The 19,434-nt window shown below is 58.4% G+C and carries 18 protein-coding genes; 9 read left to right on the top strand and 9 right to left on the bottom strand.

What is annotated here, in order from left to right:
- Window positions 1-87: 87 nt before the first annotated feature.
- Window positions 88-804 carry a FadR/GntR family transcriptional regulator gene (locus PMI30_RS10630; protein ID WP_008011390.1) on the bottom strand — a complete coding sequence of 239 codons (717 nt, stop codon included), beginning with the start codon at window positions 802-804 and terminating at the stop codon, window positions 88-90.
- Between the two features lie 283 nt (window positions 805-1,087).
- On the opposite strand from PMI30_RS10630, the gene PMI30_RS10635 reads away from it, so the two are divergent.
- Both PMI30_RS10635 and gudD read left to right on the top strand, forming a co-directional pair.
- Complete coding sequence (locus PMI30_RS10635) at window positions 1,088-2,434, top strand: MFS transporter (RefSeq protein WP_008011389.1); 1,347 nt, start codon at window positions 1,088-1,090, stop codon at window positions 2,432-2,434.
- Window positions 2,435-2,457: 23 nt separating this feature from the next.
- Window positions 2,458-3,801 carry a glucarate dehydratase gene (gene gudD / locus PMI30_RS10640; protein WP_008011388.1) on the top strand — a complete coding sequence of 448 codons (1,344 nt, stop codon included), beginning with the start codon at window positions 2,458-2,460 and terminating at the stop codon, window positions 3,799-3,801.
- Window positions 3,802-3,996: 195 nt separating this feature from the next.
- Here gudD and PMI30_RS10645 read toward each other — a convergent pair whose 3' ends face one another.
- On the bottom strand, window positions 3,997-4,869 hold the full coding sequence (locus PMI30_RS10645; RefSeq protein ID WP_008011387.1) for a LysR family transcriptional regulator: 873 nt from the start codon (window positions 4,867-4,869) through the stop codon (window positions 3,997-3,999).
- Between the two features lie 157 nt (window positions 4,870-5,026).
- Between PMI30_RS10645 and ampC the strand changes: the two genes are divergently transcribed.
- On the top strand, window positions 5,027-6,196 hold the full coding sequence (gene ampC / locus PMI30_RS10650; RefSeq protein WP_008011386.1) for a class C beta-lactamase: 1,170 nt from the start codon (window positions 5,027-5,029) through the stop codon (window positions 6,194-6,196).
- A gap of 222 nt (window positions 6,197-6,418) precedes the next feature.
- On the opposite strand, the gene PMI30_RS10655 is transcribed toward ampC, so the two are convergent.
- The gene (locus PMI30_RS10655) at window positions 6,419-6,694 is read right to left on the bottom strand and encodes a hypothetical protein (RefSeq protein WP_008011385.1); all 276 of its coding nucleotides are present in this window, start codon (window positions 6,692-6,694) and stop codon (window positions 6,419-6,421) included.
- 16 nt (window positions 6,695-6,710) lie between these two features.
- Window positions 6,711-7,088, bottom strand: coding sequence for a DUF6124 family protein (locus PMI30_RS10660; protein ID WP_008011384.1), 378 nt, complete (start codon window positions 7,086-7,088; stop codon window positions 6,711-6,713).
- Window positions 7,089-7,588: 500 nt separating this feature from the next.
- Here PMI30_RS10660 and PMI30_RS10665 point away from each other — a divergent pair, with 500 nt between their 5' ends.
- Both PMI30_RS10665 and PMI30_RS10670 read left to right on the top strand, forming a co-directional pair.
- Window positions 7,589-8,956 (top strand): AAA family ATPase, encoded by a 1,368-nt coding sequence (locus tag PMI30_RS10665; RefSeq protein WP_008011383.1) that lies wholly within the window; start codon window positions 7,589-7,591, stop codon window positions 8,954-8,956.
- Window positions 8,949-9,581, top strand: a complete 633-nt coding sequence (locus PMI30_RS10670) for a hypothetical protein (protein WP_008011382.1) — start codon at window positions 8,949-8,951, stop codon at window positions 9,579-9,581. The genes PMI30_RS10665 and PMI30_RS10670 overlap by 8 nt, the downstream gene beginning before the upstream one ends.
- Window positions 9,582-9,724: 143 nt before the next feature.
- On the opposite strand, the gene PMI30_RS10675 is transcribed toward PMI30_RS10670, so the two are convergent.
- Window positions 9,725-10,258, bottom strand: a complete 534-nt coding sequence (locus PMI30_RS10675) for a DUF4174 domain-containing protein (protein ID WP_008011381.1) — start codon at window positions 10,256-10,258, stop codon at window positions 9,725-9,727.
- A gap of 179 nt (window positions 10,259-10,437) precedes the next feature.
- Between PMI30_RS10675 and PMI30_RS10680 the strand changes: the two genes are divergently transcribed.
- Complete coding sequence (locus PMI30_RS10680) at window positions 10,438-10,806, top strand: VOC family protein (RefSeq protein ID WP_008011380.1); 369 nt, start codon at window positions 10,438-10,440, stop codon at window positions 10,804-10,806.
- A gap of 7 nt (window positions 10,807-10,813) precedes the next feature.
- On the opposite strand, the gene PMI30_RS10685 is transcribed toward PMI30_RS10680, so the two are convergent.
- The 3 genes from PMI30_RS10685 to PMI30_RS10695 form a co-directional block, all read right to left on the bottom strand.
- Complete coding sequence (locus PMI30_RS10685) at window positions 10,814-12,172, bottom strand: erythromycin esterase family protein (protein WP_032835699.1); 1,359 nt, start codon at window positions 12,170-12,172, stop codon at window positions 10,814-10,816.
- A gap of 93 nt (window positions 12,173-12,265) precedes the next feature.
- Window positions 12,266-13,051 carry a sulfite exporter TauE/SafE family protein gene (locus PMI30_RS10690; protein WP_008011378.1) on the bottom strand — a complete coding sequence of 262 codons (786 nt, stop codon included), beginning with the start codon at window positions 13,049-13,051 and terminating at the stop codon, window positions 12,266-12,268.
- Window positions 13,052-13,304: 253 nt separating this feature from the next.
- On the bottom strand, window positions 13,305-14,054 hold the full coding sequence (locus PMI30_RS10695) for a hypothetical protein (protein ID WP_008011377.1): 750 nt from the start codon (window positions 14,052-14,054) through the stop codon (window positions 13,305-13,307).
- A 250-nt stretch (window positions 14,055-14,304) separates the two neighbouring features.
- Here PMI30_RS10695 and PMI30_RS10700 point away from each other — a divergent pair, with 250 nt between their 5' ends.
- From PMI30_RS10700 to PMI30_RS10710, 3 genes are all read left to right on the top strand, one after another.
- Entirely contained in the window at window positions 14,305-15,453 is a 1,149-nt protein-coding gene (locus PMI30_RS10700; protein WP_008011376.1) for an aldose epimerase family protein, read from the top strand.
- A 122-nt stretch (window positions 15,454-15,575) separates the two neighbouring features.
- Window positions 15,576-16,397, top strand: a complete 822-nt coding sequence (locus tag PMI30_RS10705) for an aldo/keto reductase (protein ID WP_008011374.1) — start codon at window positions 15,576-15,578, stop codon at window positions 16,395-16,397.
- 30 nt (window positions 16,398-16,427) lie between these two features.
- Complete coding sequence (locus PMI30_RS10710; protein ID WP_032835709.1) at window positions 16,428-16,898, top strand: DUF1810 domain-containing protein; 471 nt, start codon at window positions 16,428-16,430, stop codon at window positions 16,896-16,898.
- Here the strand turns inward: PMI30_RS10710 and PMI30_RS10715 are convergent.
- Window positions 16,863-19,223 carry a DNA polymerase II gene (locus PMI30_RS10715; protein WP_162130609.1) on the bottom strand — a complete coding sequence of 787 codons (2,361 nt, stop codon included), beginning with the start codon at window positions 19,221-19,223 and terminating at the stop codon, window positions 16,863-16,865. The two genes, PMI30_RS10710 and PMI30_RS10715, sit on opposite strands and share 36 nt — an antisense overlap.
- Window positions 19,224-19,434 lie beyond the last annotated feature (211 nt).

Here is a 19,434-nt window from a genome sequence, read left to right as displayed (position 1 = left end):
TGTGAACACTGGAGATCCCTGTGGGAGCGGGCTTGCTCGCGAAGAACGATGACTGGCTGCCACTGACACAACGCCGAACAGCCAGAATCAAGAAACGCCCGCCGAAAAGCGGTCGCGGCTGTTAGTCAGGTGCAACCACATCGCCGCCCGCGCCGCGTCCGGGTCCTGGCGTCTGATGGCGTTGAGAATCGCCTCGTGTTCGAGGTTGGCGAGTTGCCCGAGCTTGCTCAAATCCGCCGACCCGCGCTCGGCGGCATTGACACGGGTCCGGGGGATCATGGCGCTGCCCAGGTGCTGCATGATCTCGGTGAAGCAGACGTTGCCGGTGGCTTCGGCAATCAGCAGATGGAAGCGTTTGTCCGCCTCGACGCAGCTGTCGTTGTTGGCCAACAGGCTTTGATAATCATCCAGCGCCTCACGCATCTGTACCAATTGCTGGTCTGTGCGACGAACCGCTGCCAGCGCCGCCGCCTGGGTCTCCAGGCCCATGCGCAACTCCAGAATACTGCGCACGCCCAGCGCGGTATCGACATTCAGCCGCAGCCCCTGATCCGGTGCTCGCTCGAGGACAAAAGTACCGATGCCGTGACGGGTTTCCACCAGCCCAGAAGCCTGCAACTTCGAGATTGCCTCGCGCACCACCGTGCGACTGACGCCATGCTCCTGAACAATCGAGTTCTCCGACGGCAGCTTGTCCCCCGGCAGCATCTGCCCGAGCAAGATGCTCTGGGTCAGCTTGCTCACCAGATCATGGGCCAGGTTGTGGGCACGCTTGCGGGCGGGTGCGTCGATGTCTTCTTGCATGGTGATTATCCGGAGAGCAGGGCTATCCGGATCGTAGCACCGGGATCGATGGGAATCTTCAGAAAATAAAACCCTACTTGTATGACAACACTCAACAATCGTACCTATCAAGCAGCATTACGAACCCACTCCAGATCAGAAAAAGCATAGAAAACTCCAAGTAAATAGCCATTTTATTGGACTGCGGTGCTTGTCGAATCAAAAAACTCAGTTGTATGATGTCTATCAACAACGCAACACCCAGCCACACCCCGCATAAAAATAACGAGTGGGAGAAAACGAAGTGAATACATCCATATCCGGGATGAACGATGGCGCCGATTCGGTCCTGCAATCCGCCATCTCGAAAGTGAAACGCCACGTCCTGCCGCTGTTCGTGATCATGTTCATCGTCAACTACATCGACCGTGTGAACATCGGCTTCGTCCGCGCCCACATGGAACATGACCTGGGCATTGGCGCTGCCGCCTACGGCCTCGGAGCCGGACTGTTCTTCATCGGCTACGCGCTGTTCGAAGTCCCCTCCAACATCCTCCTGCAAAAAGTCGGCGCACGAATCTGGCTGACCCGCATCATGCTGACCTGGGGCCTGGTGGCCGCCTGCATGGCGTTCATCCAGAACGAAACCCACTTCTACATCCTGCGGTTTCTACTGGGCGTGGCCGAAGCCGGTTTCTTCCCCGGGGTGATTTATTACTTCACCCGCTGGTTGCCCGGTGTGGAGCGCGGCAAGGCGATTGCGATCTTCCTCAGCGGTTCGGCCATTGCATCGCTGATCTCCGGCCCGCTGTCCGGGTTGCTGCTGCAAATCAGCGGTTTTGGCATGCATGGCTGGCAGTGGATGTACTTCATCGAAGGCATGTTCTCGGTCGGGCTGTGCGTGTTCGTCTGGTTCTGGCTGGACTCCAAACCCCACGACGCCAAATGGCTGACCCTTCACGAGCAGGACGCGCTGGTCAAAGCCATCGATGACGAACAACGGGCCCGCGAAGCCGCAACGCCGATCAAACCGTCGCTGGGCACGCTGCTCAAGGATCGTCAGATCATCCTGTTCTGTCTGATCTATTTCTTCATCCAGCTGACCATCTACGCCGCGACCTTCTGGCTGCCGAGCATCATCAAGAAGATGGGCGACCTGAGCGACATTCAGGTCGGGTTGTTCAACTCGATTCCGTGGTTGCTGTCGATCGTCGGCATGTACGCCTTCGCCACGCTGTCGGCCAAGTGGAAACACCAGCAAGCCTGGGTCGCCGCTGCGTTGCTGATCGCTGCCGCCGGGATGTTCATGTCCACCACCGGTGGACCGATCTTCGCCTTCGTCGCCATCTGCTTCGCCGCGCTGGGTTTCAAATCGGCATCGTCGCTGTTCTGGCCGATTCCCCAGGCGTACCTGGATGCACGAATCGCCGCCGGCGTGATCGCCTTGATCAACTCGGTGGGCAACCTCGGTGGCTTCGTTGCGCCGACCACCTTCGGTCTGCTGGAACAACATACCGGCTCGATTCAGGGCGGGCTGTATGGCCTGGCCGCCACCTCGATCATTGCCGCAATCATCGTCTTTGCCGCGCGCAACAAACCGAAACCTGCACCTGTGGTTGCCCTGGGCAAACCAGCACCTAATCACGCCTGAACATTGGTTTTAAGGACAAGAAAATGAACCCACAAGAAGCCGCAAAAGCCCCGATCATCACCAGCATGCAGGTTGTGCCGGTGGCCGGTCACGATGGCATGCTGCTCAATCTGAGCGGCGCCCACGGCCCGTTTTTCACCCGCAATATCGTGATCCTCAAGGACAACGCCGGCCACACCGGCGTCGGTGAAGTGCCAGGTGGCGAGCGCATTCGCCAGACGCTGGAAGACGCGCGCTCATTGGTGGTCGGCAGCCCGATCGGCACGTACCAGAAGATCCTCAATCAAGTGCGCCAGACCTTTGCCGATCGCGATGCTGGCGGTCGCGGCCTGCAGACCTTCGACCTGCGCATCACCATTCACGCGGTCACTGGCCTTGAAGCCGCCCTGCTCGACTTGCTCGGCCAGCATTTGGACGTACCGGTCGCGGCCCTGCTCGGCGAAGGCCAGCAGCGCGACGAAGTGAAGATGCTCGGTTATCTGTTTTATGTTGGTGATCGCAACGAAACCGATCTGGCCTACCGCAGCGAACCGGACGCCGATAACGACTGGTTCCGTGTGCGTCACGAAAAAGCCATGAGCGCCGGCGCCGTGGTGCGCCTGGCCGAAGCTGCCCACGCCCGTTATGGCTTCAAGGACTTCAAACTCAAGGGCGGCGTGTTAAGTGGCGACGAGGAAATCGAAGCGGTCACCGCCCTCGCCGAACGTTTTCCCGATGCGCGCATCACCCTTGATCCGAATGGCGCCTGGTCGCTCAAAGAAGCGATCCGCCTGTGCCGGGATCAGCATCACGTTCTCGCTTACGCCGAAGACCCATGCGGTGCGGAAAACGGTTACTCGGGCCGTGAAGTCATGGCCGAGTTCCGTCGTGCCACGGGCCTGAAAACCGCGACCAATATGATCGCCACCGACTGGCGGGAAATGGGTCATGCCATCCAGTTGCAGTCTGTGGATATTCCTTTGGCAGACCCGCACTTCTGGACCCTGCAAGGCTCGGTTCGAGTCGCGCAAATGTGCCACGAATGGGGCCTGACCTGGGGTTCGCATTCCAACAACCACTTCGATATTTCACTGGCGATGTTCACCCACGTCGCGGCGGCTGCGCCGGGTGAGATCACGGCCATCGACACCCACTGGATCTGGCAGGACGGCCAACGCCTGACCAAAGCGCCACTGCAAATCGTCGACGGCTGCGTGCAGGTGCCGAAAAAACCTGGCCTGGGGGTTGAGCTGGACATCGATCAACTGGCCAAGGCCCATGAGCTGTACAAAGGCATGGGGCTGGGCGCGCGGGATGACAGCGTGGCGATGCAGTTTCTGATTCCTGGGTGGAAATACGATAACAAGCGGCCGTGCCTGGTGCGATAGGCTACTGAAAGCACCTCAATCCCTGTGGGAGAGCCTGTGTGGCGAGGGGGCTTGCCCCCGTTCGATTGCGAAGCAGTCGCAAAAATGGCCAATCGGTTCTTTAAGACGAAACCCGGTGATGGTATTGGGAGTGCTGCGCACTCCAACGGGGGCAAGCCCCCTCGCCACATAAGCCCGCTCCCACAGGGTTTTGTATTAATGCGAAGCTCGCAGCAACCAGTCCTTGAACGCGGCCATCGCCGACGTTTCAGGGCGCGACTGCAAGCGGGTCAGCCAGTAGCTGCCCGTGGTGATCCCAATGGCGAACGGTTGCTCGATTGCACCCGCCGCCAGTTGTCGAGAGAACATCAAGGGCGGCGCCAATGCTACGCCCGCCCCTTGCAATGCCGCTTCCATCATCGCCAGCGACGAGTCGAAGACGATGCTCCGGGGCGGTGCGGCATGGGCCGAGAGACCGGTCGCCTGAAACCACTCCGGCCACTCATCCGTGCGATAGGAACGCAACAGCGTTTGCTGCAACAGATCGGCCGGTGTGTGCAATTGCCGCGCAATCTCGGGAACGCAGAGCACCGACAGCGGCGCCTCGATCAACCGTACCGCTTCGATCCCATGCCACGCCCCCGCGCCAAATCGAATGGCGTAATCCAGACCTTCAGCGGCCACATCCACCCGGTTGTTATTGGTCGACAGGCGCAAATCTATGAACGGATGTTTCTTCTGAAAGTCCGCCAATCGCGGCAACAGCCAACCGACCGCGAAAGTCCCCACAGCGCCCACCGTCAGCACCTCACGAAAATGCCCGCCCTCGAAACGCTCCAGGGTCTCGGCGATCCGGTCGAAGGATTCGCGCAACACCGGCAGCAGGGTTTCACCTTCGCTGGTCAGCATCAGGCCTCGGGGCAGGCGTTTGAACAAAGTCACGTTAAGCTGGGCTTCAAGGCTTTTGACCTGATGACTAACCGCTGCCTGCGTGACGCACAACTCCACCGCCGCCCGGGTAAAACTCAAATGGCGCGCCGAAGCCTCGAAAGCGCGTAGCGCATTCAGCGGCAGATGAGGTCGAATCATGCCAACTCCCAAAATTTTCTAATGGCTCATCCGAAATATCGTCGTTTGTCGGTCTTCGCCAAACTGCATAGATTTGGCTCGCCCAGCAGCGGACAAGCTTGAAAAAACCGCTCGGAGTGTAGCGGTTAACACCACGAAAAATCATGGAATTGAAACAATGACGAACAACAGAAGTACGGCCAGATTGAAGATTCTTGCGGCTTGCGTGGCGGTATTCGGCGCCAGCCATTGTGTTGCCGCGGCCCAGACGGATCAGCCCATCGAGACGATTGTTAACGACGCCATCCGGCCTGTCATGCAGGCCCAGGGTATTCCCGGCATGGCCGTGGCCATAACGCTCAACGGAAAGCAGCATTACTTTAACTACGGCGTGGCCTCGAAAGAAACCGGGCGCCCGGTAGCAAAGGACACCCTGTTCGAGGTCGGTTCGGTGAGTAAAACCTTCACCGCCACCCTCGCCGCCTATGCCCAGGCGACAGGCAAACTGCCCCTGTCGGACAAAGCCAGTCAGGTGCTGCCAACATTGCGTGGCAGCGCGTTCGACAGCATCAGCGTGCTGCAACTCGGCACCTACACCGCTGGTGGCCTGCCGCTGCAATTCCCCGGTGATGCGGACCATCAGGACAAGATGCTCGGCTATTTCAAGCAGTGGAAACCGACCTACGCCGCCGGCACTCATCGCCAATATTCAAACCCCAGCATTGGGTTGTTCGGCTATCTGGCGGCCCACAGCATGGGGGCACCGTTCGATAAACTGATGGAAAAAACCTTGCTGCCGAAACTCGGCCTCAAGCACAGCTACCTCAAGGTACCGCAGGATCAGATGGGGCTTTACGCTCAGGGTTACAACAAGGACAACAAACCGGTGCGGGTCGAACCGGGCGCGCTGGATTCCGAAGCGTATGGCGTGAAAACCAGCGCCTCGGACCTGCTTCGTTATGTTGAGGCGAACATAAATCCGACGTCGTTGGAAAAGCCCTTGCAGCAAGCTATCGCCCTCACTCACACCGGCTACTACCAAGTCGGCGAGATGACTCAAGGGTTGGGGTGGGAGTTCTACAACTATCCGGTAACGCTCGATACCTTGCTGGCGGGCAACTCGTCGCAGATGGCGCTTGAGGCGCATGAGGTCCAGTGGCTGAACCCGCCCCGACCTCAACACAATACGGCGCTGATCAACAAAACGGGCTCAACCGGCGGCTTTGGTGCCTATGTAGCCTTTATTCCGGCGAAGGACATCGGCATCGTGATCCTGGCCAACAAAAACTACCCGAACCCGGAGCGAGTCAAAATCGCTTACGAAATAATGAATGCGCTGGCTGAATGATCCCGACAATCCATCGAGGCTGGGTAACCGCGCACCTGTGGCGAGGGGGCTAGCCCCCGTTGGGCTGCGCAGCGGCCCCAAACCAGCCACCGCGTTGTATCAGATAGACCTCTGATGCCGGGTTTACGACTGCTGCGCAGCCGAACGGGGGCTAGCCCCCTCGCCACAGGGTTTGGCGTTGGCAAACAAAATGGGCGACCTCTTGAGGTCGCCCATTTTTCTTTACTGCACTTGAACCTGCGCCCGCAATCGGCGCCCGATCACATCCATCAAATCACAACCGTCGCGCATTGGAATCGCCAGCACCCGCGCGAAGTCCTGCAACAGCAATGCATCGCGGCTGATCCCTTCGCCGATGGACAGGGTTTCCAATAGCTGGGTCACGCTTCTGATGCGATAGGCCGCTGTGTCATGCAACACGTCCACAGGCGCCTCGGTATCAATCAGCAACGATGCAATTGTGCAGTCGATGCCCGTAATCGGCATGTATCGAGCCATAACGGAACCTCCCTGATCAATGTTGAGTGCTTGGCTGAATGGCAGACGCGCCTTCGGACGAATCGATGTTGTCCATTGCGCGGTTCACCAGCAATTGCGCGACTACCGCCAACTGCTGGATCGACAGCGCCACGTTGCGGTTGGAGCTTTCCAGCTTGCAGGCCAGGTCGGTGATCAGCACGTTCAGGGATGCGAGGGTTTCACAGGCGTGGCTTAGCAGGGTTTCTGTATGGACGCCGGGGACGATGGTGAAGATATGGCTGATAGGGTCAGCGTGGTTGGGGTTACGTAAGCGAGCGCTGACGGCGGGCTCGGTGATTTCAGATAGTGGAACGGGATCTAGGGGGTCGGAATCGGTTGGGGTTTCGGGCGGGTTAGGAGTTATTTTTTTCATGGGTGAAGAACCTCGGTAATTAAGAAAACTGCCGATCTCACTTCCACAGAGAGGGTGGCAGCTGTACGCAGGTGTGGAAGTCCGGGATACCGAGAGAAACCCAGTGCACTCAAGAGTGCTCCTGCGCACAGCCGCCATAAGCAACAATGTTGGCATAAAAAAACGCCAACATGTGTTTACAGGTGCACATGCGCTCTCGGTACTCACCGGACTTCCACATCCGACCACTGATTTTGCAGCGGCTGGAGAAGGTTATCGGCATGCTCGCCAGCGCACCAGTTCATGAAGTGCTCTGCGTTTTGCAGGAAATGTCCGACGCAATTGCAGTCCTTTGCCCCAGCTCATTTTCATGGGCATACACTGCAACTAACTTTTTATTGATGACCGTTGTGATGCGACCGAAACCGTTGTATCTAAACGGCATCGGATCAATCCGTAGCAGGGAATGACATAATGCGCGCTCAAGCCTTCAAACCGACTGACCCCCAAAGGGCGTTGTAATGGAAATCACCAGCTTCAAGCTCAAGGATGTCGGTCGGTTCACCGATTTGACCGTTTCCTTGGCCCCTACCGCGAAACACCCCTCAAACGTGACGGTTCTGGTGGGGAACAACGGCGCCGGTAAAACCACTCTTTTAAAGTCGCTGGCCACCTCACTGAGTTGGTTGGTCGCCAGAATTCGTACTGAGAAAGGCAATGGCAATCACCTGGCAGAAGAAGACATTCGAAACGGTGCTTCATCTGCATTAATTTTGATTGGCATAGAAGACGAGTCACAGGCGCGCTCGAGTCCTCCCGATGCGAACCCCGAAGATGCTCTGTTCACGTGGGGCATTGCCCGCGGCAGGCAGGGGCGCAAGGCTCATATCCATAGCTCGTTAGGAGGTGTGAGTCGTCTGGCGGACCACTACCGAAACCAACTTACCGCGTTTGATAAAGCATCACTTCCGTTGATTGCCTACTATCCGGTTGAACGTTCGGTTCTGGAAATCCCCCTGAAAATCCGAACCAAACATACATTTGATCAGTTGGACGGCTATGACAACTCGTTGAATCGTGGCGTAGATTTTCGACGTTTCTTTGAATGGTTTCGCGAGCGCGAAGACAGCGAAAATGAAACCGGCGTGTCCGACGCAGCCTTGGCAGAGATCTCCGACAAATTCGGCAAGGACAGTAAGGTCTGGAAAGCCCTTTCCCAAGTGAAAGCCTCCTCCCGCGATCGTCAGCTGACAGCTGTTCGCTCCGCCATCGCCGCGTTCATGCCCGGTTTCAGCAACTTGCGAGTGCAGCGCAAGCCACGCCTGCACATGGCGATAGACAAAGACAGCGCGACGCTTAACGTCTCCCAGCTCTCACAGGGTGAAAAATCCATGATGGCGTTAGTCGGGGATATCGCGCGCCGACTGGCGATGATGAATCAGTCTTTGGACAATCCGTTAGAAGGCGATGGCATCGTACTGATCGACGAAGTCGATTTGCACCTGCATCCCAAATGGCAGCGCAGTTTGATTCGGCAGTTAAGAGAGACCTTTCCCAATTGCCAGTTTGTGCTGACAACGCACTCTCCGCTCGTCATCAGCGACGCAAAGGATGTGCTGTGTTACGTGCTGAATGACGGGGAACTACGAGAGCACAATGGTCTTTATGGACTTGATGCTAATCAGGTTCTGTTGGAAGTAATGGACACCGACATCCGCAACAGCGAGGTGCAGCAGCGCTTGAATCGGTTGATGGAGCGCTTGCAGGACGGTGATCTGGACGAAGCGAAGAAATTGTTTTCCGAACTCTCACTGGAGCTTTCTGACGGTCATCTGGAGCTGGCGAAAGCCGCACTATTGATCCGAAAACTGGAGTTGCGTCGTGCGTAAGATCAACAAGGGTATTGAGCCGGAGGCGCTGACTCGATGGAAGCGCTTGAACAGCACATTACGTTACCGGGATTTACCCGTTGAAGAGAGTCGGTCCATTCGCTCAGCGTGTATCTCGGAACAATACGGCTTATGTGCGTATTGCTGCCAGGCAATCACGATTGACGACGCTCATAACGAGCACATTGAGGCCCAGGATCGCGCGCAAAATCGCACTTTAGACTTATCCAACATAATCGCAAGTTGCCAACGCTCCCATCAATGCGGCCACGGTCGAGGCACGCGAGCACTGCCACTGACACCTTTGATGGATGAATGCGAAACCGAGTTGAAGTTCTATCTGTCTGGACTGGTGAAGGGGCATACCGACCGAGCCAATACTTCCATTGAGGCGTTGAATCTGGGTCATACCGAGGAAAGCAATCGTGGTCTTGTCGGCGCACGTAAAACTCTGGTTGATGCGTTGATTTATACCCAGAACCTGCCACCCGACGAGCTGCAGAATGAGGACGAAGATTTCTTGGGCTTACTTCTGGAGGACTTGCAAACGCCTGATGCCGGGCGCCTGCAGCCCTTCTCACCTGTATTGGTTAATGTAATCCGTCATTTGCTGGCTCGACCTTAAAACAGTCAGGACCGTCTACCAGAGGGCTGAGGCGGTTGAAACGACCACCTCAGTCATTTTCAACACACCCTCTGGAAGAAGGACTAATCCCCTCACAGTCATCCCTCCTTCCTGAAAAGATCACCACAGAGTTCAGTGGCAATTCAATCATCCGGCATTTCAGGCGGTTTGGCGGGTTTCGCCGGTTTGCCCTTTGCACCTTTGGCCGGTGCAACTTCAGCCACCGGTGCTGGCACCGGTACCGTTGCTTCTTTCTCGGCCGCCGGCAACTGGTCGACGGTGCTGAAAATCTCTTTCAGCTCGACCGCATCCTTTACAAGCTTCTTTTCACCGTCCTTGCCGACCAGGATGATTTTGCTCTTCGCCCCGGCGCCCAGATTGAGCGAGCGGATCAACGCCATCGTCGTTTGCGGGTCGAGGTCTTTGCCGTCGCGTTGGCCCATCGTATTGATCACGGTGTACAGCACCATGTTTCGCTCGGTGAAGCCCTGGCGACTGGCGGGTTCATCCAGTGACTTTTTCAGGCTGACCCAGGTGGGATCGACCGAACTGGGCGCGATGACAATCAAGGGACGGGCCCTGCCCACGTCTTTAACCAGAGGGGAATCGTTATCGGCGGCGAACAGGGGGCCGACGAAAGCCAGCAGAGTAGCCAGGGTCAAAGACCTGATGAGCATGCGCATCTCCTTTTGATATCCACGCTCTAATGATTGCGCATCGCGGCGAACGTTCCGGGTGATGCACTGCAATTGTGTTCGCCTTGCCCCAAGCTTAGGTCAGGGCGGTCATTGCGCAACAGCCTGAGCTAATCTCATGGCTCGACTTGCACGACCTGATTCGCCGTGAGGATTTTTCCATGAGCGCTCAGCTGAACCACACCATCGTCTGGTGCCGTGACAAACAGGTGTCGGCCCGCTACCTGACCGACCTCCTCGGCCTGCCCGATCCCGAGCCGTTCGGGCCAATGCTGGTGGTCAAATTCGATAACGGTGTGTCGCTGGATTTCTACAACAACGACCCGCCGATTGCCTCCCAACACTATGCGTTCCTGATTGGCGACGAAGACTTCGATGCGGCTTTCGCTCGCCTGCAAGCGCGCAAACAGCCCTGGTGGGCAGATCCTGGCAAACAACGGCCCAACGAGATGAATGATTACGGCGGTGGCCGACGGGTGTATTTCGATGACCCGGACGGGCATCTGCTGGAGATGTTTACCCGGGAATAGAGATACGTCATATACCGAACGGAAAGGTGTCGTCCTCGTGCTCCATGAACTCAGGCGCCGGCAATGGCGAGACCGCATGGGTTTTTTCGATCCAGACGAAAGCGTCGAACTGCTCCGCCAGCACGGCCTGAAAGTAATGGCTCTGGCGCTCGGTCCTGGGGCGATAGATGACGCCGATGGCACGCTCAAGTAATGGCTCGGCCAGCACGTCCAGCAATTCCTCGCTCGGTGACGTCCGCCAGTCGAGCAGTGCTGCGGGGATGCCGGCCTTGAGAAACAGTTGTTCCCAGCTGTCGGCCAATGCCGGGGTCACCTGTTTGACCTGCATCGGCTCATCCCAGTCGTCGGCGGCAGCGACGGTGCCGTGGTCGGTGCCCATGCCGATCAGCACCGCTTGTGAGCCGTAGGCCGTGCGGCACAACTGGCCGATGTTGAACTGCCCCTCCCAGCCCATTTGCGTGGCGGCGGCGTTGCCGATGTGTGAGTTATGCGCCCACACCACCGCTTTGGCGCCTGCCCCGCGATGCTCCATCAGAGTTTGCAAGGTGTCGAACATGTGCAGGTCACGCAGGTTCCACGAGGCGGTCGAGCCTCGGTACATGGCGCGGTAATACTGCTCGGCGGCCCGCACGACGCGGGCGTTCTGGGTGGCGCTGAAAAACTCTTCGTCGTCGGCGACCATCGGATCAAGCCGTTCGCCCAGCAGCACATTCAATTGCTCGACCACAGCGTCCTCGCACGTGGCCATATTGCCCCGTTCGGCGAAATGACCGTACAGCGCCGGGTCGTCATGCCACGGCGTAAGGCAGCTGTAGCGATGGCGGGCCTCCTTCGCCAGCTGCGGGTCGGTCTTATCGAGATAGCCCAGTACTTCGTCGATGGAGTGACGCATGCTGTAAACGTCCAGCCCGCGAAATTCCACCCGCTGCTCAAGCGCCAAGCCGCGATTATGGTGGTGCAGCCAACGGGTAAAGGTCTGCACGGCCGTGTTGCGCCACATCCAGGTGGGGAATCGGGCGAAGGCCTGTTTTTTCCAGGCGGAGCGCCCCAGGTCGCGGACACATCGATCGATCTGCCCTGCATCGGGCCAGTCGGCCTCGACCGCGACGATGCCGAAGCCGTGCTGCTCGATCAGGCGGCGGGTGATCGCCGCTCGGGTCTGGTAGAAGTCCTGGGTGCCGTGGCTGGCTTCGCCGATCAGCACCACGCTGGCATCGCCAAAGCGGTCGAACAGTTCGCCGAATTCAGGTGAGTCGAGTGCAGGCAACGGCTCGGCATGACGGCGCAGCACTTCGGCCGCGTTGCCGGGTGGCTCGCCGCGGGGGCGGCGGAACCGTCGTAGAAGATCGTTTACGGGGCTGTTCATAGACGTCATGACCTCATCTCAGCGTGGTCATAGTTTTGACTACGCCAGCGAGAGCATGATTCCGCTAAATTCAGCGATCTATACGGTGCCGGATCAGAACGCCAGCTTGTAGCCGATCAGCACCAGCATCGTGGCCAGGCATGGACGCAACAGTTCGTCGGAGATCCGCCCGGTCAAATGGCTGCCCAGGTAAATCCCCGGCAGCGAGCCGACTAGCAAGTAGCCCAGAACGTGCCAATCCATATTGCCCATGCTCGCATGGCCCAGGCCGGCGACCAGGGTCAGGGGCACTGCGTGAGCGATTTCGGTGCCGACCAGGCGGCGAGTAGGCAGCAGCGGATACAGGATGAACAGCGCGACGGTGCCCAGGGCGCCGGCGCCGATGGAGGTCAGGGCCACCATGGTGCCCAGGATCAGACCGGTGATGACGGTCAGCACATTCAACCGCGAACCGCTGGGGTTGTAATGCCCGCCCGCCCGTTTGTGGGCGAAATCGAGCAAGCGCTTCTTGAAGAAAATTGCCAGCGCCGTGGCGAACAATACGAAGCCCAAGGCTTGTTTGATAACGGCGTTCATCGCGTCGGGCGAGGTCTGCAAACTGCTCAAAAACCACAGCGTCAGCGCCACCGCTGGCACACTGCCGAGGGTCAGCCAACCGGTGATCGCCCAGTCGATGTTTTTGTTCTTGCGATGAACCAGCACACCACTGGATTTGGTAATGGCCGCGTACAGCAAGTCCGTGCCCACCGCCGTCGCCGGGTTGATCCCGAACCACAGCAGGATCGGGGTCATCAGCGACCCGCCGCCCACGCCGGTCATGCCGACGATAAAACCGACCACCAGCCCGGCAACGACCAACCCGAAGTTAACAAAATCCATTAATCCGTCCACATCGACCGCAGGAAAAATCTGGCCCGCAGCATAGCGATTTTTCTTATAACCACTTATATCGATGCGGTCTATCGTTATGCCAACTCATGGGGTCCGAACACAGTTTCCCCTCTCCACCACATCCCCTTGTGGGAGCGGGCTTGCTCGCGAAAGCGTCGTGTCAGTCGATACTCATGGTGACTGACACGACGCCTTCGCGAGCAAGCCCGCTCCCACAGGGGATTGGGGTTCAGCCCTCGTTTTACTGCACTGGCAAGAAATTCAGGAACAGCAAACTCTGGGCGTAGTTGAGGCCGATCCGCCGGTAGCGTTCGTCGAGCATCTGGGTCAACAGGTCCAGCCGCGCGACGATCTTGCCGAACTCCACGGCAAAACTCAGGTTGCTGCCCTCCTCCGAGATTTCGTTGGAAAACAGCAACGGCTCGCCTTGCTTGTTTTGCCGCTGACTCAAGATCCAGGTGGCCTTCTCGATGTTGCGCGCGGCATTGCTGACGAAGGTCGGGTTGATCGCATCCGTCATGTAGAACTCCAGCCGATTGCCATGAGCGGTGACCAGCATGCTGCCGATGGCATAGATGAAGGCACCGACCCGGTCACCGAGAAATTCCGGGCTCATGGCATAGCTCAGCGCGGCCAGGTCTTTTTTGCCACCGAGAGTGGGTAGCGGCTCTTGCTGTTCGATGGCCATGCGCACTTGCTTTTCCGCGGTGCCGACATCGAGGAAGCCGGATTTCTTCAGCTCCTCCGGGTTGCGCAGGTAGAGCTTGTTCATCAGCAGGTAAAGGCTTTCGAGGTTGTCACGCATCGTCAGGGTCGCCATGCGGTCGACGCTGGTCTGGAGGAATTCCTGGGGTTGGCCGTTGCGAAACTGGCTGACGATATCGTTGCCCGGCTGATGGCTGCAGCCACTGGCGAAGAGCATCGACAGGCCAATCAACAGCAAGCAATAACGGCGAATGTGCGGGGTAAAGCGGGGTAAAACTCGAGCCATGGGTTCTTGAACTTGGGCATGGGCCGGCGGTGGGGATCGCCGCGGGCTGGCCAAGGATAGAACCGCGAAAGCCGAAAAAGTGCAGTGCCGGTGGTCCGCAAACGCGGATCACCGTGAAAACGGCTTCGCATTAGTCATACTTTATGATTGCAACACTGCATAGATAAGCTATAAATCCTTCCTTGATCGCGTTAAAACTCGATTATTAGTATGACTACTTCTCACAAAACAACAAAAAGGAAGGTCAACCATGCTTCAATCACGATACCTGCTCTCCGGCCTCGGACTGTCCCTGATGATCGCCACCCTCCCCGCTCATGCCGCCGGCTTGTCCAGCGAACAGAAAGCCTTCGGCAAAACCAATGACGGCACGCCCGTCGAGCAATACATCTTGCGCAACAGCCATGGCCTGCAAGCCACGGTCATTACCTACGGCGGGATTTTGCAGTCGCTGAAAGTGCCGGACAAAAACGGCAAGCTCGACGATGTGGTGCTGGGCTTCGACGACGTGCAGGGTTATCAAAGCGGCACCGCGTACTTCGGCGCGACCATCGGCCGCTTCGGCAATCGCCTGGCCAACGGTGCCTTCGAGCTGGACGGCAAGCGCTATCAGGTGCCACTCAACGACGGCAGCAATTCACTGCACGGCGGGGCCCAGGGTTTCGACAAACGGGTGTGGAAAGCCGAACCGAGCAAAGGCAAGGATTCGGTGGGCGTGACCCTGACGTATCTGTCGGCGGGCGGTGAAATGGGTTTCCCGGGCAACCTGAAAACCGAAGTCACCTACAGCCTCACCGAGAACAATGAGTTGCGCATCGAGTACAAGGCCAGCACCGACCAACCCACCGTGCTGAACCTGACCAACCACAGTTACTTCAATCTGGCCGGCGCGGGCAACGGCGACGTACTGAAGCAGCTTACGACTTTGCATGCAGCCCGTTACACGCCGGTCACCGGCAAACTGATTCCCACCGGCGAGCTGGCCCCGGTCGCCGGCACACCCATGGACTTCACCCAACCGACCGCCATCGGTCAACACATCAAGGCTGATCACCCGCAGCTGAAATTCGCCGAACCGAAACAAGGTGGCTTCGATTTCAATTGGGTGCTGGACGCCAAGGGTGATCTGGGCAAACTCGCCGCCGATGTCAGCGATCCGCAATCCGGGCGTCGTTTGCAGCTCTACACTACTGAACCGGGTGTACAGTTCTATACCAGCAACTTCCTCGATGGCACGGTCAAGGGCAAGGCTGGCAAGGTTTATCCGCATTGGGGGGCGTTTACTCTGGAGACCCAGCATTATCCGGATTCGCCGAACCAGCCGAACTTCCCGTCCACACGGCTGGATCCGGGCAAGCGCTATAGCCAGACTACGGTGTACAAGTTTTCTACCCTGTAGATTAAAAGATCGCAGCCTTCGGCAGCTCCTACGGAGGCTGCGATCTTTCGAGAGATCCACGGAACCACCGGACTATTTTGCTGCCAACTGAAGTATCGATCGGGCTTCGGTAAGGAGGATTCATGCGTACTCTTGAGCTGGCCGGCAGCCATGTGCCGGTCATCGGCCAAGGAACCTGGCGCATGGGAGAGGAACGCTCCCGACACACAAAGGAAGTTGCAGCGTTGCGTTTGGGCATTGAGTTGGGCATGACCCTGATCGACACCGCTGAAATGTACGCCGAAGGAGGCGCTGAAGAAGTGGTGGGTGAAGCCATCGCAGGCCTTCGCGACCAGGTTTTTCTGGTCAGCAAGGTCTATCCCTTCAACGCCAGCCGCAAAGGCATCCCCCAGGCCTGCGAGCGCAGCCTGCGGCGGTTGAATACCGATTACATCGATCTCTACCTGTTGCACTGGCGCGGCGACTATCCCCTTGCGGAAACCGTCGAAGCCTTCGAACGCCTGCGCGAAGATGGCAAGATCGGCCGTTGGGGTGTGTCCAATTTCGACCTGGATGACCTGGAAGAACTGGCCTCACCGGCCTGCGCCACCAATCAGGTGCTGTATAACCTGGAAGAACGCGGCATCGAATTTGATTTGCTTCCCTGGAGCCAACATCAAAGGATGCCGGTAATGGCTTATTGTCCGATCGGCCAGGGCGGGCACATGCTGGCCAACTCGACGCTCAAGCAGATTGCCGCCCGTCATGAGGCGACACCTGCGCAGGTAGCGCTGGCATGGATTCTGCGTCAGAACGGCGTGATCGCCATCCCCAAGGCGGTCCGTTCCGAGCACGTGCAGCTCAATGCCCAAGCGGCGCAATTGCAGCTTGAAGTCGGGGATCTGGAGGCGCTGGACCAAGCGTTTCGCGCGCCACAACGCAAGCAGCGGTTGGCCATGGTCTGAGCCATCGCGATGCTGTCAGAGGGCATCGGCATGAGAAGTACCGATCAGCTCGACTCTTTCAACTTGCCACGCTTCGTCCAGGCGCAGGACCCTGTGTTCGAGTGGGTACAGGAGGAGCTGCGCGCGGGTCAGAAACGCCGGCACTGGATGTGGTTTATCTTTCCGCAGTTTTGCGGGTTGGGCGACAGCGAGATGTCCCGCTACTTTGCCATTCGCTCCAGTGAAGAAGCCACCGCGTATCTGAAGCATCCGTTACTGGGGCCACGCTTGCGCATGTGCACGCAACTGGTTCTGGACATTCCTCAAAGCTCGATCGCCAAGATTTTCGGTCACCCCGACAACCTCAAGTTTCACTCATCGATGACGCTGTTCGCCCAGGTTTCACCAAAAGGCAGCTTGTTCCATAAGGCGCTGGATCAGTATTTTCACGGCATACCGGATGACTGGACGTTGTCGCTGCTGGACTCAAAACAGGCCCAGTTGCCCCCCAATCAGCGTTGAGAAATCGTCATCCACGAACGGCAGGATCGCATCCGCCACCGGCTGCAGCTGCCGGGTGACGTAATGGTCGTAGTCGATGGCCGCGCTGCGGATTTCCAGCGGCTCGGGGCCGGCGACGGTGATCACATAACTGATCCAGCCGCCATTCTGATATTGCCGCGGGCGTCCCTGCCGGTCGTTGTAGTCGTCGGCGATTCGCGCGGCCCGCACATGGGGTGGCACGTTGCGCTGATAATCATCGAGGGTACGACGCAGGCGTTTGCGATAGATCAGTCGCTCGTCGAATTCGCCAGCCAACGTCTTGCGCACATAGTCACGTACGTAATCCTGATAGGGCTTGCGATTGAAGATGCGCAGGTACAACTCCTGCTGGAATTGCCGGGCCAGCGGCGACCAGTCGGTACGCACGGTTTCCAGGCCCTTGTAGACCATTTCATCGGTGCCATCGGCGCGGGTGACCAATCCGGCATAGCGCTTCTTGCTGCCCTCCTCGGCGCCGCGAATGGTCGGCATCAGAAAGCGCTTGTAATGGGTTTCGAACTGCAATTCCAGGGCACTTTCCAGCCCGTATTGCTGTTTCACATGCTCGTGCCACCACTGGTTGACGTGGTCCACCAGCGCATGACCGATCTGCGCGGCTTCTGCCTGCCCGTGGGCGCGACGGAGCCAGACAAAGGTCGAGTCGGTGTCGCCATAGATCACCGCGTGGCCTTGGGCTTCGATCAACTGGCGGGTGCGCAACATGATCTCGTGCCCGCGCAAGGTGATGGACGAGGCCAGCCGTGTATCGAAGAAGCGGCAACCGCTGGAACCGAGGACGCCGTAGAAGGCATTCATGATGATCTTCAGGGCCTGGGACAACGGCGCATTGTGTTCGCGCTTGGCGGTTTCACGGCCTTCGGCGACCCGGGCGACGATGGCCGGCAGGCAATGCCGGGTTCTTGAGAAACGCGCACCGCGAAAGCCCGGCACCGACTCGCTGTCGTCGGGATGCTTGAGCCCTTCGATCAAGCCCACCGGGTCGATCAGGAAGGTGCGGATGATCGACGGATAAAGGCTTTTGTAGTCGAGCACCAACACCGATTCGTACAGACCCGGTTGCGAGTCCATGACAAAACCGCCGGGGCTGGCCTCCGGTGGTTTGCCGCCGAGGTTCGGTGCGACGAAGCCCTGCCGGTGCATCAACGGCATATACAGGTGAGTGAACGCCGCCACCGAACCACCGCTGCGGTCCGCCGGCAAACCGGTGACGCTGGCGCGCTCGAGCAGGAAGGTCAGCAGTTCGGTCTTGGTGAAGATCCGCGTCACCAGTTCGCAGTCCTTGAGGTTGTATTTCGCCAGGGCCGGTTTGTCCTCGGCGAACATGCGATTGATTTCGTCCATGCGCTGGTACGGGTTGTCGATCGACTTGCCCTCGCCCAACAGGGTTTGCGCGACGTTTTCCAGGCTGAACGAGGGGAAGCTCCAGGTCGCCGAGCGCAGCGACTCGATGCCGTCGATGATCAACCGGCCGGCGGCCGAGGCGAAGTAATGATTGCGACTGCCGTGCTCGCGCCAGTGCATTTCTTCGCCGCCGCGCCCCAGCTTCAGCGGTACCGCCAAGCGCCGAGCATGTTCGTGCAGTACGCGCAGATCAAACTGCACGACGTTCCAGCCAATGATGGCATCGGGGTCGTGCCGGGCGAACCATTCATTGAGTTTTTTCAGCAGCAGGGTTCGCGAATCACAGTATTCGAGCTGGAAATCCACCGCGCTGTCATCGCCATTGGGCGGCCCGAGCATGTACACCTGCCGCTCGCCGCAGCCTTCCAGGGCAATGGAATACAACTCGCCCTGAGCGGTGGTTTCGATGTCCAGCGAGACCAGCCGCAGGTTCGGTCGGTAGCCGGGATCGGGTTTCATTTGTGCGTCGAGCAGCAGGCCTTCGGCGCTGGGTGTACCGCCGAACAAAACGGGGGCTGTGATGAAACGCTCCATCATGTAGCGTTCCGGCGGGCGGACGTCAGCTTCGAATACCTCGACGCCTGATTTGCGCAGCGCGGTTTCCAGGCGCATCAACTGACCGTGCTGCTGGCAATACAGGCCGAGCACCGGGCGGTGTTCGAAGTCCAGAAGGGCCAAGGGCTTCAGCTCGACATTTTTTTCGCCGTGCAGCAGCCCTTCGGCTTGCTCACGCTGGGCTGCCGGAATGAACGCTACCGAGGGTTGATGCGGCAGGCGGATGCGTCGGGGACCGGCATCGGTCGCCAGCCAGAACTCGACTTCCGTGCCGGCCGGGGTATCGCGCCAATGCCGGGTCAGGACGAAGCCCTGCTGTAAATCCACCACTGCAACCTCAACGATCTGATTCAAGGGGTAATTCTACGCGTGATCGCCGGTCAAGACGCAGAACCTGTAGGAGCGAGGCTTGCCCGCGAAGAATGCACCGCGTTTTTTCAGGTATTACGCGTCATCGTTCTTCGCGGGCAAGCCTCGCTCCTACTGGATTTTCGGCGGGCATTTACAAAGAAAAATCACTGAATGACGCTATTTGCGT

Source organism: Pseudomonas sp. GM50, assembly GCF_000282375.1.
Classification (GTDB): Bacteria; Pseudomonadota; Gammaproteobacteria; order Pseudomonadales; family Pseudomonadaceae; genus Aquipseudomonas.
The sequence above is the reverse complement of the archived record's forward strand: the minus strand, read 5'-3'. Positions and strand labels throughout refer to the sequence as shown.

Bases quoted from the DNA above. Each gene is read 5' to 3' on its own strand.
- PMI30_RS10705 (WP_008011374.1), top strand. From the start codon at position 15,576: ATGCGTACTCTTGAGCTGGCCGGCAGCCATGTGCCGGTCATCGGCCAA.
- gudD (WP_008011388.1), top strand. From the start codon at position 2,458: ATGAACCCACAAGAAGCCGCAAAAGCCCCGATCATCACCAGCATGCAG.
- PMI30_RS10700 (WP_008011376.1), top strand. From the start codon at position 14,305: ATGCTTCAATCACGATACCTGCTCTCCGGCCTCGGACTGTCCCTGATG.
- PMI30_RS10660 (WP_008011384.1), bottom strand. From the start codon at position 7,088: ATGAAAAAAATAACTCCTAACCCGCCCGAAACCCCAACCGATTCCGAC.
- PMI30_RS10680 (WP_008011380.1), top strand. From the start codon at position 10,438: ATGAGCGCTCAGCTGAACCACACCATCGTCTGGTGCCGTGACAAACAG.
- PMI30_RS10690 (WP_008011378.1), bottom strand. From the start codon at position 13,051: ATGGATTTTGTTAACTTCGGGTTGGTCGTTGCCGGGCTGGTGGTCGGT.
- PMI30_RS10655 (WP_008011385.1), bottom strand. From the start codon at position 6,694: ATGGCTCGATACATGCCGATTACGGGCATCGACTGCACAATTGCATCG.
- PMI30_RS10665 (WP_008011383.1), top strand. From the start codon at position 7,589: ATGGAAATCACCAGCTTCAAGCTCAAGGATGTCGGTCGGTTCACCGAT.
- PMI30_RS10695 (WP_008011377.1), bottom strand. From the start codon at position 14,054: ATGGCTCGAGTTTTACCCCGCTTTACCCCGCACATTCGCCGTTATTGC.
- PMI30_RS10645 (WP_008011387.1), bottom strand. From the start codon at position 4,869: ATGATTCGACCTCATCTGCCGCTGAATGCGCTACGCGCTTTCGAGGCT.
- PMI30_RS10675 (WP_008011381.1), bottom strand. From the start codon at position 10,258: ATGCTCATCAGGTCTTTGACCCTGGCTACTCTGCTGGCTTTCGTCGGC.
- PMI30_RS10630 (WP_008011390.1), bottom strand. From the start codon at position 804: ATGCAAGAAGACATCGACGCACCCGCCCGCAAGCGTGCCCACAACCTG.
- ampC (WP_008011386.1), top strand. From the start codon at position 5,027: ATGACGAACAACAGAAGTACGGCCAGATTGAAGATTCTTGCGGCTTGC.
- PMI30_RS10710 (WP_032835709.1), top strand. From the start codon at position 16,428: ATGAGAAGTACCGATCAGCTCGACTCTTTCAACTTGCCACGCTTCGTC.
- PMI30_RS10685 (WP_032835699.1), bottom strand. From the start codon at position 12,172: ATGAACAGCCCCGTAAACGATCTTCTACGACGGTTCCGCCGCCCCCGC.